The organism is Proteus sp. MB838, assembly GCF_054767435.1.
The window spans coordinates 1-16,130 of sequence record NZ_BAABMO010000043.1 but is presented as its reverse complement, the minus strand read 5'-3'; the positions used below and the strand labels follow the sequence as shown (position 1 = coordinate 16,130).

The 16,130-nt window shown below is 41.9% G+C and carries 12 protein-coding genes; 2 read left to right on the top strand and 10 right to left on the bottom strand.

All coding sequences use genetic code 11. The features are described from left to right. Nucleotide 1 precedes the first annotated feature (1 nt). Both ACYUCW_RS15310 and thiH read left to right on the top strand, forming a co-directional pair. Complete coding sequence (locus ACYUCW_RS15310; RefSeq protein WP_004249134.1) at nucleotides 2-781, top strand: thiazole synthase; 780 nt, start codon at nucleotides 2-4, stop codon at nucleotides 779-781. After that, nucleotides 781-1,899 carry a 2-iminoacetate synthase ThiH gene (gene thiH / locus ACYUCW_RS15305; protein WP_460408960.1) on the top strand — a complete coding sequence of 373 codons (1,119 nt, stop codon included), beginning with the start codon at nucleotides 781-783 and terminating at the stop codon, nucleotides 1,897-1,899. The genes ACYUCW_RS15310 and thiH overlap by 1 nt, the downstream gene beginning before the upstream one ends. A 158-nt stretch (nucleotides 1,900-2,057) precedes the next feature. Here the strand turns inward: thiH and ACYUCW_RS15300 are convergent, their stop codons facing one another. From ACYUCW_RS15300 to ACYUCW_RS15255, 10 genes are all read right to left on the bottom strand, one after another. Then, entirely contained in the window at nucleotides 2,058-3,026 is a 969-nt protein-coding gene (locus ACYUCW_RS15300; RefSeq protein ID WP_460408958.1) for an Rpn family recombination-promoting nuclease/putative transposase, read from the bottom strand. 191 nt (nucleotides 3,027-3,217) lie between these two features. Further along, nucleotides 3,218-7,447 carry a DNA-directed RNA polymerase subunit beta' gene (rpoC, locus tag ACYUCW_RS15295; protein WP_460408956.1) on the bottom strand — a complete coding sequence of 1,410 codons (4,230 nt, stop codon included), beginning with the start codon at nucleotides 7,445-7,447 and terminating at the stop codon, nucleotides 3,218-3,220. A 122-nt stretch (nucleotides 7,448-7,569) separates the two neighbouring features. Then, the gene (gene rpoB, locus ACYUCW_RS15290) at nucleotides 7,570-11,598 is read right to left on the bottom strand and encodes a DNA-directed RNA polymerase subunit beta (protein ID WP_460408955.1); all 4,029 of its coding nucleotides are present in this window, start codon (nucleotides 11,596-11,598) and stop codon (nucleotides 7,570-7,572) included. A gap of 352 nt (nucleotides 11,599-11,950) precedes the next feature. After that, nucleotides 11,951-12,316 (bottom strand): 50S ribosomal protein L7/L12, encoded by a 366-nt coding sequence (gene rplL, locus ACYUCW_RS15285; RefSeq protein ID WP_004246905.1) that lies wholly within the window; start codon nucleotides 12,314-12,316, stop codon nucleotides 11,951-11,953. A 63-nt stretch (nucleotides 12,317-12,379) separates the two neighbouring features. Beyond that, nucleotides 12,380-12,877: a 50S ribosomal protein L10 gene (gene rplJ, locus ACYUCW_RS15280; protein ID WP_460408954.1), complete on the bottom strand. Its 498-nt coding sequence runs from the start codon at nucleotides 12,875-12,877 to the stop codon at nucleotides 12,380-12,382. 327 nt (nucleotides 12,878-13,204) lie between these two features. Next, nucleotides 13,205-13,906, bottom strand: a complete 702-nt coding sequence (gene rplA / locus ACYUCW_RS15275) for a 50S ribosomal protein L1 (protein WP_004246903.1) — start codon at nucleotides 13,904-13,906, stop codon at nucleotides 13,205-13,207. 4 nt (nucleotides 13,907-13,910) lie between these two features. Then, nucleotides 13,911-14,339 carry a 50S ribosomal protein L11 gene (gene rplK / locus ACYUCW_RS15270; protein ID WP_004246901.1) on the bottom strand — a complete coding sequence of 143 codons (429 nt, stop codon included), beginning with the start codon at nucleotides 14,337-14,339 and terminating at the stop codon, nucleotides 13,911-13,913. 145 nt (nucleotides 14,340-14,484) lie between these two features. Further along, the gene (gene nusG, locus ACYUCW_RS15265) at nucleotides 14,485-15,030 is read right to left on the bottom strand and encodes a transcription termination/antitermination protein NusG (protein WP_004246900.1); all 546 of its coding nucleotides are present in this window, start codon (nucleotides 15,028-15,030) and stop codon (nucleotides 14,485-14,487) included. A 7-nt stretch (nucleotides 15,031-15,037) separates the two neighbouring features. Further along, complete coding sequence (secE, locus tag ACYUCW_RS15260) at nucleotides 15,038-15,415, bottom strand: preprotein translocase subunit SecE (RefSeq protein ID WP_163748661.1); 378 nt, start codon at nucleotides 15,413-15,415, stop codon at nucleotides 15,038-15,040. Between the two features lie 272 nt (nucleotides 15,416-15,687). Then, nucleotides 15,688-16,130, bottom strand: a 443-nt coding sequence (locus ACYUCW_RS15255) for an EF-Tu C-terminal domain-related protein (RefSeq protein ID WP_405304695.1), incomplete at its 5' end; no start/stop codon positions are given.

Below are 16,130 nucleotides of genomic sequence, written 5' to 3'. Positions count from 1 at the left end.
TATGTTGAAAATTGCTGATACTACATTCACATCAAGGTTATTTACTGGTACAGGTAAATTTGCGACACCAACACTCATGGCTGAAGCCATTAAAGCCTCTGGTAGCCAATTAGTGACAATGGCAATGAAGCGTGTTGATTTAAAAAATGGCAATGATGATCTAATCGCCCCTCTTAAATCATTAGGGGTAAAATTATTACCTAATACTTCTGGTGCAAAAACAGCACAAGAAGCCGTTTTTGCTGCACGATTAGCAAAAGAGGCCTTTGATACCCATTGGATCAAATTAGAAATTCATCCTGATACCAAATACCTACTTCCTGATCCAATAGAAACACTTAAAGCGGCTGAACTTCTCGTTAAAGAAGGTTTTGTGGTTTTACCTTATTGCAGTGCTGATCCGGTATTATGCCGTCGTTTAGAAGAGGTAGGATGCGCAGCTGTAATGCCGTTAGGTTCACCTATTGGTTCCAATCAGGGTTTACAAACTCGCGATTTTTTGCGGATTATTATTGAGCAAACCTCAATACCCGTTGTTGTTGACGCAGGTATTGGCGCACCAAGCCATGCTCTTGAAGCTTTAGAATTGGGTGCGGATGCTGTACTCGTCAATACCGCCATAGCCGTAGCTAAAAATCCAGTTTTAATGGCTCAAGCTTTTAAAGCTGCAATTGATGCTGGAGAGCTTGCTCGACAATCTGGACTGGCTGTACCGACTTCAATAACACATATGCAAGCACAAGCCTCTAGCCCATTAACCCAATATTTAGAGGCTTTCTAATGAAAACATTTTCTGATTATTGGCAACAATTAGCTTGGGATGACATCACGTTAAGACTGAATAGTAAAACTTGTGAAGATGTTGAAACTGCTTTATCTCATCATACTTTAACGCTTGATGATTTTATGGCGCTGATCTCCCCTGCTGGCCGACATTATTTAGAGCCAATGGCACAACGTGCTCAGCAACTAACTCGACAACGTTTTGGTAATGTTGTCGGTTTATATGTTCCACTGTACCTCTCTAATTTATGTGCTAATGATTGTACTTATTGTGGCTTTTCAATGAGTAATGCCATCAAGCGCAAAACATTAAATGAAAACGAAATCCTTGCTGAATGTCATAGCATTCGGCAATTAGGTTTTGATAGCCTGCTACTCGTTACAGGAGAGCATCAAAGAAAAGTTGGTATGGATTATTTCCGTCAATATATACCGCTTATTCGCCAGCAGTTCAGTTTATTAATGATGGAAGTACAACCTCTGGCGACAAATGAGTATGCTGAATTAAAAACGCTCGGTATTGATGGTGTAATGGTTTATCAAGAAACTTATCATGAACCCACTTATCAGTTGCATCATCTAAGAGGAAAAAAACAAGATTTTCATTGGCGGTTACAAACCCCTGATAGATTAGGGCAAGCCGGCATTGATAAAATTGGTTTAGGTGCACTAATTGGTTTATCTGACAGATGGCGTACCGATTGTTATATGGTGGCTGAGCATCTGCTATTTTTACAAAAACGTTACTGGAAAAGTCGTTACTCTATCTCCTTTCCTCGTCTACGCCCATGTGCTGGTGGGCTTAATCCTGCATCGGTAATGAGTGAAGCAGAATTAGTTCAGTTGATTTGTGCTTTTCGTATTTTAGCCCCCGATGTTGAGCTTTCCCTTTCAACACGTGAATCGCCTTACTTTCGCGATAATACAGTACCTTTAGCCATCAATAATATCAGCGCTGGCTCTAAAACTCAGCCCGGTGGTTATTCTGATAGTCATGAGGAGTTAGAGCAATTTTCACCTAATGATAATCGTCATGTCAGTGATGTAATTAATGCCCTCAAAACACGAGGATTACAGCCTGTATGGAAAGATTGGGATAACTATTTAGGTCGTTAATAGAGATAAAATAATACCGCGTTTTAATTTATTTTTTTAATAAATATAATCGCGGTTTTATTACACAACACATAGTAATAAATAATTAAAAATAATATCAATACGTTAGATATAACAATAAATTTTTCTTAAAAAGATTAAGTTAACTAACTATTTCATTAGGTTAAAATCAATATTTTAAGTTCTTGTATACTTAAACCAGTTATTCGTTCAATAAATTCCAACTCAACGTTTTCTTTTAATAAGTTTTTTGCTAATTGTATTTGTACTATCTTTTTACCTATTTCTATACCTTCGTTTTTACCTATCTCTATACCTTCATTTTTACCTATCTCTATCCCCTCCATTTTTCCTAATTTAAATCCTTTATTTTCTAACCACCATGCAATATTCATAATCGTCTCTCTATGGTTATCTACTTGTTCAGCTATCTTATTTATGATGGATTCAAAATCCGCCGCGTCCATAATTGAGAATAAATATTGTACAACAGCGATAGTGTCTTCATCACTGCAGTTTTTCTGATTTATCGCTTTTGAGAGAAGCATCGCTAACTTATCAAAATCATCGCAACTGTTCACATGTTTCATTGCAATTTCCATTACAGCGGCTTTTCTATGTGTTAATAAAATTTCATCATCAATTGAATTCAAATCAATTAATGCAAAATTATTAAGATAGAGTTGATTTGCCAATGTAGAAAGCGGAAAACAATCTAACCAATTGACAGAAAAAGGATAAGGCTTGCGTTTGCCATGATAAAACAAGATAGGAACAACCAACGGCAAAGATGTGTAACCTTGCTGTAGATGCTGATTCATCGTGCAAAACGCATAGTGCATCATACGCCAAGCGATCATTTTATCTGGTCGAGATTGGTGCTCAATTAAGAAATAAATTGAGATATTCCCCGTTTTGGTTTTCACTGAGTAGAGAATATCTGACATACGAGAACGTAATTTAATATCGATAAAAGAGGAATTTTGTAGCTTTAAAGTTGAAAAATCACAATAGCTTTTTAATTCATCTGATAAATGGATAAAAAAGAAATCCTTAGCATTACTGATATTCATCATGAAGCGTTTGAATGCAGCATCATGAGAAGAAATTAAAATAGGTTTATTCATCGCTGACTCCGTGCTAAATGTGGATCGCCAGCTTACAGAAAAAATGACCTTTTACTTAGTAAAAAATTATCATAAATATCTGAAAAATATAAACTTAATTATTTAACTTACCTATACAAGTATAAAAAGAGCAAAAAAATACCCTCGATAACTATCGAGGGTATTTATATTTAAAACTAATGCAGTATCAATTAGTTATTTGATGAACCGCCGAAACCTGCATTCAGCAATTCTGCTAAGTTAGCAGAAGCTTCATCTGCACTGATTGTTGCTTCAGTTTCATCCGTTGGCAGTTGTTGTTGACGACGTTGGATACGATCCTGATGGTACGCAAAACCAGTACCTGCAGGGATCAGACGACCCACAATAACGTTTTCTTTTAAACCACGTAATTCGTCACGTTTACCTGCAACAGCAGCTTCAGTCAGTACGCGTGTTGTTTCTTGGAACGATGCCGCAGAGATGAAAGACTCAGTAGCCAGTGATGCTTTCGTAATACCTAATAGGTCACGAGAGTATGTTGCTGGTACTTTACCTTCTTCTTCTAAAATACGGTTCGAAACTTTAACACGAGCGTATTCAACTTGTTCACCTTCAAGGAATTCAGAGCTACCGGCATTTTCGATAGTCACTTTACGTAGCATCTGACGAACGATAACTTCAATGTGTTTATCGTTAATCTTAACCCCTTGTAAACGGTAAACTTCCTGTACTTCATTAGTGATATAGCGAGTAACCGCATGAACACCACGTAAGCGCAGAATGTCATGTGGTGATTCTGGACCATCGGAGATAACATCACCGCGTTCCACAACCTCACCTTCAAATACGTTAAGTTGACGCCATTTAGGGATCATCTCTTCGTATGCATCGCTACCATCTAATGGAGAAATAACTAAGCGACGTTTACCTTTCGTTTCTTTACCGAAAGAAACAATACCGCTGATTTCAGCAAGGATTGCAGGCTCTTTCGGACGACGAGCTTCAAACAAGTCAGCAACGCGTGGTAGACCACCGGTAATATCTTTAGTACCACCAGATTCTTGAGGAATACGTGCTAACGTATCACCCGCATTAATAGCAACGCCATCATCTAATTGAACGATAGCTTTACCTGGTAGGAAGTACTGTGCCGGCATATCTGTATTCGGGATTAATACATCATTACCTTGTGCATCGGTGATGCGCAATGCTGGACGTAAATCTTTACCGCTACCAGTACGCTCTGCAGTATCCAGAACAACCAGTGAAGAAAGACCGGTTAATTCATCCGTTTGACGAGTAATGGTTTGACCATCAACCATGTCAGCAAAACGGATAATACCAGAAACTTCACTCACCACAGGCATGGTATGTGGATCCCAGTTAGCAACTGTTTCGCCACCGTTTACAGCTTCGCCATCACCTTTCGATAATTGAGCACCATAAGGTACTTTATAGCTTTCTTTCGTACGACCGAATTCGTCAATGAGACGTAATTCTGTATTACGAGAAGTAATCACTAACTTACCAGCAGTGTTGGTGATAAATTTCGCATTGATCAATTTCAGTGTACCTTTATTACGTACCTGAATGCTTGATTCTGCTGCCGCACGGGATGCCGCACCACCGATGTGGAACGTACGCATCGTTAACTGTGTACCAGGCTCACCGATTGACTGTGCTGCGATAACACCGATAGCTTCACCTTTGTTGATGATATGACCACGAGCAAGGTCACGACCATAACATTTAGCACATACACCAAAGTCTGTGTCACAGGTTACAACTGAACGAACTTTAACGCTGTCTACTGAGTTTTCTTCTAACAGATCACACAGTTTTTCGTTTAACAGCGTATTACGTGGAACAAGGATATCTGCAGTACCTGGTTTCAGGATATCTTCTGCCGTTACCCGTCCTAATACACGCTCACGCAGTGGCTCTTTAACATCTCCACCTTCAATGACCGGAGTCATCATTACACCTTCGGTTGTACCGCAGTCGCTTTCTGTTACGACAAGGTCTTGTGCAACGTCAACTAAACGACGAGTCAAGTAACCGGAGTTTGCTGTTTTCAGTGCGGTATCCGCCAAACCTTTACGAGCACCGTGGGTTGAGATGAAGTACTGGAGTACGTTCAGACCTTCACGGAAGTTCGCAGTGATTGGGGTTTCGATAATGGAGCCATCTGGCTTAGCCATCAGACCACGCATACCCGCTAACTGACGGATCTGAGCTGCAGAACCACGAGCACCGGAGTCAGCCATCATAAAGATGCTGTTGAAGGAAACTTGTTGTTCTTCTTCACCATCACGGTTGATCACAGTTTCTGTAGACAGATTTTCCATCATCGCTTTAGCGACGCGTTCATTCGCAGCAGCCCAAATATCGATGACTTTGTTGTAACGTTCACCCGCTGTTACCAGACCGGATTGGAACTGTTCTTGAATTTCTGCAACTTCTGCTTCTGCCTCGGCAATGATCTCTGCTTTTTTCGCAGGGATAACCATGTCATCGATACCTACTGAAGCACCAGAACGTGCAGCGTAAGCAAAACCGGTATACATGATTTGGTCAGCAAAAATAACCGTTGGCTTTAAGCCCATTACGCGGTAGCAGGTATTCAGCATTTTAGAAATAGCTTTTTTACCTAATGGTTGGTTAACCAGTGCGTAAGGTAGGCCTTTTGGTACAATCATCCATAAAATAGCACGACCAACTGTAGTGTCTTTTAAGCTAGTTTCAGTGGTGATATTACCTTCGCCATCTTTGATCTCTTCAGTGATACGTACTTTAACACGCGCGTGTAAAGAGGCTAAACCTGCGCGATAAACGCGTTCAGCTTCTTTTGGACCACTTAACACCATGCCTTCACCTTTGGCATTGATGCAATCACGAGTCATGTAGTAAAGACCTAATACCACGTCCTGTGAAGGAACGATAATTGGGTCACCACTTGCTGGAGACAGAATATTGTTAGTTGACATCATCAACGCGCGAGCTTCTAACTGCGCTTCTAATGTCAATGGAACGTGAACCGCCATTTGGTCACCATCGAAGTCGGCGTTATATGCCGCACAAACGAGTGGGTGTAACTGAATAGCTTTACCTTCAATCAGGATTGGTTTAAACGCCTGTATACCTAAACGGTGAAGTGTCGGTGCACGGTTTAGCATAACTGGGTGTTCACGGATAACTTCATCTAAGATATCCCAAACTACCGCTTCTTCACGCTCAACCATTTTTTTAGCGGCTTTAATTGTTGTCGCTAAACCACGGGTTTCCAGTTTTCCGTAAATAAATGGTTTGAATAATTCAAGTGCCATTTTTTTCGGCAGACCACACTGATGCAGACGCAGGTATGGACCAACGGTGATTACAGAACGACCAGAATAGTCAACACGTTTACCTAACAGGTTTTGACGGAAACGACCTTGTTTACCTTTGATCATATCAGCCAAAGATTTCAGAGGACGTTTGTTAGAGCCTGTAATTGCACGACCGCGACGACCGTTATCTAATAACGCATCAACAGACTCTTGTAACATACGTTTTTCGTTACGTACGATAATGTCTGGAGCTGCTAAATCTAGCAGGCGTTTTAAACGGTTATTACGGTTGATAACGCGACGATATAAATCGTTCAAGTCAGAAGTCGCAAAACGACCACCATCAAGTGGAACCAGTGGACGTAAGTCTGGTGGTAACACTGGCAGTACAGTTAAGATCATCCACTCAGGTTTATTGCCTGATTGCATGAATGCTTCAAGTAACTTGATACGTTTAGTCAGTTTCTTACGTTTAGTTTCAGAGTTAGTCTCATTTAACTCTTCACGTAGCGTTTCACACTCTTGTTCCAGATCCATGCTCTGTAACAAGTTCTGAACAGCTTCAGCACCCATCTTCGCATCAAATTCATCACCGAATTCTTCTAATGCATCGAGGTATTGCTCTTCTGTTAAGATTTGGCCACGTTCAAGGCTGGTCATACCGCCTTCAACAACAACATAAGATTCAAAATACAGTACACGTTCAATATCGCGCAGTGGCATATCCAACAGCAGACCGATACGGGACGGCAGTGATTTCAAGAACCAGATGTGCGCCACTGGAGAAGCTAATTCGATGTGACCCATACGTTCACGGCGAACTTTAGTTTGTGTGACTTCAACGCCACACTTCTCACAGATAACACCACGGTGTTTTAAACGTTTGTATTTACCACACAAACATTCGTAATCTTTTACTGGTCCGAAAATACGGGCACAGAAAAGGCCGTCACGTTCTGGTTTGAACGTACGGTAGTTAATTGTTTCTGGCTTTTTAACTTCACCAAATGACCATGAACGGATCATATCAGGTGATGCCAGAGCAATTTTGATCGCATCAAACTCTTCGGTCTTGGTTTGCGCTTTCAGAAACTTTAATAAGTCTTTCACGAAATGGCTCCTGTCGGAGTTAGACCTGCCAGGCAAATGACCCCTGTCATTCACCCCTTTAAACCAGTGTAGTCACTGTTTAGCAGACTGCCATATTTAGCAGTCTGCTTTCATGGAATACGTTATTCGTCTTCCAATTCGATGTTGATACCCAGTGAACGGATCTCTTTCAACAATACGTTGAACGACTCAGGCATACCTGGTTCCATCTGATGGTTACCATCAACAATGTTTTTGTACATTTTGGTACGACCGTTAACGTCATCCGACTTAACAGTAAGCATTTCTTGTAGCGTGTAAGCCGCACCGTATGCTTCCAGTGCCCATACTTCCATCTCCCCGAAACGCTGTCCACCAAACTGTGCTTTACCACCAAGAGGTTGCTGAGTAACTAAGCTGTACGAACCGGTAGAACGGGCGTGCATCTTGTCATCAACTAAGTGGTTCAGTTTCAGCATGTACATGTAACCTACAGTTACTGGACGTTCGAATTGTTCACCTGTACGACCATCGAAAAGTGTAATCTGACCAGAAGTTGGAAGATCTGCTAATTTCAGCATCTCTTTAATTTCTATCTCTTCTGCACCATCGAACACAGGTGTTGCAGTTGGCATACCTTTTTTCAGGTTCTCAGCCAAACGTAACACTTCTTCATCACTGAAGGTGTCCAAATCAACTTTCTGACGAGGTGCCATACCCAGATCATAAGCTTTCTGGATAAATTCACGTAACTTAGCCACTTCTTGTTGCTGTTTCAGCATCGCATTGATTTTATCACCGATACCTTTAGCAGCCATACCCAAGTGAGTTTCAAGGATCTGACCAATGTTCATACGTGATGGTACACCCAGTGGGTTCAGTACGAGGTCAACAGGATTACCGTTTTCATCGTATGGCATGTCTTCAATTAGGTTAATCTTAGAGATAACACCCTTGTTACCATGACGACCCGCCATCTTATCACCAGGTTGGATCTGACGTTTAACAGCCAGATAAACCTTAACAATCTTCAATACACCCGGTGCTAAATCATCACCTTGAGTGATCTTACGACGTTTAGCTTCCAGTTTCTTCGCGAATTCAGCTTTCAGTTCATCATACTGTTCAGCTAATTGTTCTAACTGGTTTTGCTTCTCTTCATCAGCAAGACCCAGTTCTAACCAACGTTCACGAGGTAGTTTATCTAGTTTGTCAGCTTCAATACCGCCGGCAATCAGAACGCCACGAATACGTGCAAAAAGACCCGCTTCAAAGATACGTAACTCTTCTGTTAAGTCTTTTTTAACTTCACGTAATTGTGATTCTTCGATTTCTAATGCACGTTTGTCTTTTTCTACGCCATCACGGGTGAAGACTTGTACATCAATAACTGTACCAGACACACCGTTAGGAACACGCAGAGAAGAATCTTTAACATCAGATGCTTTTTCACCGAAGATAGCACGTAGCAGTTTCTCTTCTGGAGTCAGTTGAGTTTCACCTTTCGGTGTTACTTTACCTACCAGAATATCACCGCCTTTCACTTCAGCACCGATATAAACGATACCTGATTCATCTAGTTTAGATAACGCAGCTTCACCAACATTAGGAATATCTGCAGTGATCTCTTCAGGCCCTAACTTAGTATCACGAGACACACAAGCAAGTTCTTGAATATGGATAGTTGTGAAACGGTCTTCTTGAACAACACGCTCAGATACAAGGATGGAGTCCTCGTAGTTATAACCATTCCATGGCATAAATGCCACGCGCATGTTTTGACCTAATGCAAGTTCACCAAGGTCTGTTGATGGACCATCGGCAAGTACATCACCACGTTCAACAGGTTCACCTAAAGAAACACAAGGTGTTTGGTTAATACATGTGTTTTGGTTAGAGCGGGTATATTTAGTTAAGCTGTAAATATCAATGCCTGCTTCACCAGCATAAGTCTCATCTTCGTTTACTTTGATAACGATACGAGAAGCATCAACATACTGAACAGTACCACCACGTTTTGCTACCGCAGTAACACCGGAGTCAACCGCTACAGCACGTTCCATACCTGTACCTACCAGTGGTTTATCACCACGAAGTGTAGGAACAGCCTGACGTTGCATGTTCGCACCCATCAATGCACGGTTGGCGTCATCGTGTTCAAGGAATGGGATCAGTGAAGCACCGACAGAAACAACCTGTTGAGTTGAAACGTCCATGTACTGGACTTGATCACGACTAAATAAACTTGACTCACCTTTATGACGGCAAGTTACTAATTCTTCTACGAAGTGGCCATCATCATCTAATACGGAGTTAGCCTGAGCAATGATGAAGTTACCTTCTTCAATTGCAGACAGATAGTGGATTTCATCTGTTACAGCGTTGTTTTCTACAACACGGTAAGGCGTTTCTAGGAATCCGTACTCGTTAGTCTGTGCATAAACAGATAATGAGTTAATCAGACCGATATTTGGACCTTCAGGTGTTTCGATTGGACACACACGACCATAGTGAGTTGGGTGTACGTCTCGAACTTCGAAGCCTGCACGTTCACGAGTCAGACCACCAGGGCCTAATGCAGAAATACGACGTTTATGGGTAATTTCTGACAGCGGGTTATTCTGATCCATAAACTGCGATAACTGGCTAGAGCCAAAGAACTCTTTAACTGCAGCAGAAATCGGTTTTGCGTTGATCATATCTTGTGGCATTAATGCATCAAGATCACCTAAAGATAGACGCTCTTTAACTGCACGTTCAACACGCACCAGACCAACACGGAATTGGTTTTCAGCCATTTCGCCAACAGAACGAATACGACGGTTACCTAAGTGGTCGATATCATCCACTTCACCTTTACCATTACGGATATCAATCAGTTTTTTCATCACTTCAATGATATCTTCTTGGCTTAAGATGCCAGAACCTTCAACTTCTTCGCGACCTAAAGAGCGGTTGAACTTCATGCGACCAACCGCAGAGAGATCATAACGATCTTCTGAGAAGAATAAGTTCTCAAATAAGTTTTCTGCCGCTTCGCGAGTTGGTGGTTCACCAGGACGCATCATGCGATAGATTTCAACTAATGCGCTTAAACGATCGTTGGTAGGATCGACGCGGATAGTTTCTGAAATATAAGCACCATGATCTAAATCGTTGGTAAACAGTGTTTCGATGGTTTTATGACCAGCTTGACTTAAGCGAGCTAACACATCTAAAGAGATTTCCATGTTAGCAGCACAAATCAATTCACCTGTCGCTTCATCAATATAGTCACGAGCCACTACTTTACCTGCGATGTATTCAACAGGTACTTCGATGCGCTCAATTTGCTCTTTTTCTAACTGACGAATATGACGAGCAGTAATACGGCGACCTTTTTCGACATAAACTTTGCCGTTTGCTTCAATATCAAATGAAGCTGTTTCACCACGCAGACGCTCAGGAACTAACGTCATCATCAGTTTATTATTACTGATTTCAAACGTTGTTTTCTCGAAGAACAGATTTAAGATGTCTTCGGTGCTGTAGTTCATTGCGCGTAAAATGATAGTCGCTGGTAATTTACGACGACGGTCAATACGGACAAAAAGATTATCTTTAGGGTCGAATTCGAAGTCTAACCATGAACCACGATAAGGAATAATACGTGCGTTATACAGTACTTTACCTGAAGAGTGCGTTTTACCTTTATCGCTATCAAAGAACACACCAGGGCTACGATGTAACTGGGAAACAATAACACGCTCAGTACCATTGATAACAAAAGTACCATTATCGGTCATTAATGGGATTTCACCCATATAGACTTCTTGTTCTTTGATGTCTTTAACGGTGCCTTCTGGGGCTTCACGTTCATAAATGACCAGACGCAGTTTTACACGTAATGGTGCAGAATAAGTTACACCACGGATCTGACATTCTTTAACATCAAAAACAGGCTCGCCGAGGCGGTAGCTGACATATTGCAGTTCAGCATTGCCGCTGTAGCTTTGGATTGGAAATACGGAACGGAAAGCCGCTTCCAGCCCATTTTGACCATCAGGATCTTGCTCGATAAACTTCTGGAACGAGTCAAGTTGGATAGAAAGGAGATAGGGAACATCCAGAACTTGTGGACGTTTACCAAAATCCTTACGAATACGTTTTTTCTCGGTATAGGAGTAAACCATAGGGTTCCTCAGCTCGCTGAAAAGTGACCCACTCTGCCTGCCCTTGTTATTAAGGGTGACACGACATTCATCTAACACTGTTTTTTTGTAGGTAGGAAAATAAAATTTTCCATAATACTTATTGCTATTACTCTTAAATCATTTCATTGCATTGCGCACACTACCGAGCTTTTGGAAAAACGTGGATCGTAGTGGCTAACACAGTATATTAAGTCGTCAATAGCAAAAAATATTGAGGTAAAGAGGAAGCCAAAAAAGTGTGAAAAAGCTACTCTTACCTTACAGCGCAAAAAGGCTGGTGACCAAAAAATCACCAGCCATCAGCCGTTAGGCTGCTCTCTGGGAAGTTAAATTACTTAACTTCAACCTCAGCACCTGCTTCTTCCAGAGCTTTCTTCAGAGCTTCAGCATCATCTTTGCTTACGCCTTCTTTCAGAGCTGCTGGAGCAGATTCTACTAAGTCTTTAGCTTCTTTCAGACCAAGACCGGTAGCGCCACGTACTGCTTTGATTACTGCTACTTTGTTACCGCCGATACCTTTCAGGATAACGTCGAATTCAGTTTTTTCTTCAGCAGCTTCTGCTGGACCCGCAGCAACAGCAACAGCTGCAGCAGCAGATACACCGAATTTTTCTTCCATCATAGTGATCAGTTCAACAACGTCCATTACAGACATTTCAGCAACTGCATTTAAGATATCGTCTTTAGAGATAGACATAACAATTGTTCCTAAAATTCAGAAAAAGTTTATACGTAGTAAAGCAACGAAGGAAATTGGCTATTAAGCAGCTTCTTTCTGATCGCGCAGTGCAGCCAGAGTACAAACCAGTTTGCCGGCAGCGGCTTCTTTCATGGTTGACATCAGGCGTGCGATTGCTTCTTCGTAAGTTGGTAGTGTAGCCAGGCGATCAATGTTTGAACCTGGGATAAACTCACCTTCAAAGGCAGCCGCTTTAATCTCGAATGCTGGGTTCGCTTTCGCGAAATCTTTGAACAGACGAGCTGCAGCGCCCGGGTGTTCAGAAGAGAAAGCAATCAAGGTAGGACCAACAAATGCGTCTTTCAGCACTTCATAAGAAGTACCTTCAACAGCGCGACGTAGCAATGTGTTACGTACTACTCGTACAGTAACACCAGCTTCACGACATGCTTTACGCAGTTCAGTCATTTTATCTACAGTTACACCACGGGAATCCGCAACAACTGCAGACAGCGCGCCTTTGGCAACTTCGCTGACTTCAGCAACAATCGCTTGCTTGTCTTGAAGATTTAGTGCCATTAGCTTCTTGCTCCTGGATTAACCGAGTAAAAACTCGGGACTCACATCACTTATTGCCACAATGGAAATAAGCGCTAAAACACGGTGAGCAGAATCCAGAATATAAAATTCTTTTTGGCTCTCTCACCGTCTACGCAGGAAAATTAAGTAATTACTTACACCTGCGGTCTTGGACGGGGTCTGGATAGGCCAGACTCCAACCGAATTTGGGAATTTAGTTATGTTGACTCACATTCAAAATACAACATAGCTAAACTCAAGGCGTCAAATTCTATACAAATTTGACGCCAAGGTAAAGTCTTTTATGACTTTTAGTCTAATCGAGGATTAAACTGTCGCGCTTAAGCTTGCTTGATCAATAGCAACACCTGCACCCATAGTGGTAGACAGGCTTACTTTCTTGATATAAACGCCTTTAGCTGAAGATGGTTTTGCTTTTTTCAGCGCAACCAGCAGAGCTTCTAAGTTTTCTTTCAACTGAGCTTCGTTGAAATCAACTTTACCGATAGTGGTATGGATAATACCATTTTTGTCGTTACGGTAACGAACCTGACCAGCTTTAGCATTTTTAACAGCTTCAGCAACGTTAGGTGTTACAGTACCCACTTTCGGGTTTGGCATTAAGCCACGTGGACCAAGGATTTGGCCTAATTGACCAACAACGCGCATTGCATCTGGAGATGCAATTACAACGTCAAAGTCCATTTCGCCAGCTTTAACTTTAGCAGCTAAGTCATCCATACCGACTAATTCTGCACCAGCTTCTTTAGCAGCTTCTGCATTTGCACCTTGTGCGAATACAGCAACGCGAACTGAACGACCAGTACCGTGTGGCAGAACAGTAGCACCACGAACGTTTTGGTCTGATTTACGAGCATCGATGCCGAGGTTAACAGCAACATCAACACTTTCAACAAATTTAGCTGTAGCTAACTCTTTCAATAAAGCAACTGCTTCATTGATTTCGTACTGTTTCACTACATCTACTTTTTCACGGATATTGCGCATGCGCTTGGTTAGTTTAGCCATCAGATTAGTCCTCCACTACCAGGCCCATGGAACGAGCAGTACCTTCAATTGAACGCATCATAGCTTCAACATCAGCACCAGTCAGATCCGCAGCTTTAGTTTCTGCAATTTCACGAACTTGAGCAGTAGTTACTTTACCTACTTTCTCTTTGTTCGGTTTGCCAGAACCTGATTTCACGCCCGCCGCTTTCTTCAGCAGAATCGCTGCTGGAGGAGTTTTAGTAACGAAAGTGAAAGAACGGTCTGCGTAAACTGTAATAACAACAGGGATTGGTAAACCTTTTTCTACGCTTTCAGTTTTAGCGTTGAATGCTTTACAGAATTCCATGATGTTAACACCTTGTTGACCCAGAGCTGGACCAACTGGTGGACTTGGATTAGCCATACCTGCTGCAACTTGCAGTTTGATATAGGCTTGGACTTTCTTAGCCATTAATTAATTCCTCAATGTGGGTATATCGCCCGGCTAGGGCTCCCCGATTTACTTTGCTTTGTCTCATGACAAAACAACTCAAAACGAAAGGTGGAAAATTGTAGTGAACTTTTCCACCTTTTGCAAGAAAGGCGAGCAAAAAGGTTTAACCTTTTTCAACCTGACTAAAGTCTAATTCCACTGGGGTCGCACGACCAAAGATAGAAACAGACACTTTCAGGCGACTTTTCTCGTAATCAACTTCTTCAACAACACCGTTAAAGTCAGCAAATGGACCATCACTAACACGAACCATTTCACCTGGTTCAAACAGTGTTTTAGGACGTGGTTTGTCACCAACTTGTTGTAGACGATTCATGATCGCATCAACTTCTTTATCACTAATTGGTGCAGGTCTGTCTGAAGTACCGCCAATAAAACCCATGACTCTTGGCACATTACGCACAAGGTGCCAAGTTGCATCATTCATGACCATTTGGACAAGAACATAGCCTGGGAAAAATTTACGCTCACTTTTACGGCGCTGTCCGCTACGGATCTCAACAACTTCTTCTGTTGGAACCATAACTTCGCCAAATGAGTCTTCCATTTCGTTTAATTTGATATGTTCACGCAGAGACTGTGCTACACGGCCTTCGAAGCCTGAAAAGGCTTGAATAACATACCAGCGTTTTTTAGGAGAATCAGTCATGAACACCTCACAGGCCAGTAATAAATGAAACTAAACGAACCAGAATGCTATCCAGTCCCCAAAGAACCAATGACACAATAGCCGTCACCGCAGCAACGATTAATGTTGTCTGCAATGTTTCTTGACGCGTTGGCCATACTACCTTACGCATTTCAATTCGAGCTTCGCGAGCAAATGCTAGTGTTGCTTTACCTTGTGTTGTCCACAACGCAACTCCGCCCGCAGCCGCGAACAGAATAACAACCGCTAAAGCCCGCAACGCAAGGTTAAATTCACGATAAAGATAGTTGCCACCCACTGCTACTACCAGCAATAAGACGGTAATGATCCACTTAGCGATATCACCACCGCGTTTGCTATCTTGAGCTCCGCTATTCGCACTCATAAATTAACCTGTCCATATGATGTAAATAAATAGCCAGCTTGCCTCGCAAGAGCAAAACAAATCAGACTAACCATAAATAAACTATGATTGCATCTGACACAGCGTCATATCTCTATGACATTCGTATCTGCAAGATACTGGACTCAATTCGTTGTATCAGAGCCTATCTCACCAATAATTTCCAGAAAACTAGTGATGAGATAGGTTCTTTTTCAAACAACGCATAAAAAGGGCATCAATTGATGCCCTTCTTTAGGAAAATTACCGAGTAATTAACCTAATACTTTAGCAACAACACCCGCACCTACTGTACGGCCACCTTCACGGATTGCGAAGCGTAAACCTTCGTCCATTGCGATTGGGTGGATCAGTTCAACGATCATGTTCACGTTGTCGCCTGGCATTACCATTTCTACGCCTTCTGGTAATTCGATAGTACCAGTTACGTCAGTTGTACGGAAGTAGAACTGTGGACGGTAGCCTTTGAAGAATGGAGTGTGACGACCACCTTCATCTTTGCTCAGAATATAAACTTCTGATTCAAATTTGTTGTGTGGGTTGATTGAACCTGGTTTCGCCAGTACTTGTCCACGTTCGATTTCTTCACGTTTTGTACCACGCAGCAGAACACCTACGTTCTCACCTGCACGACCTTCGTCAAGTAATTTACGGAACATTTCAACGCCAGTACAAGTTGTTTTTGCGGTTTCTTTGA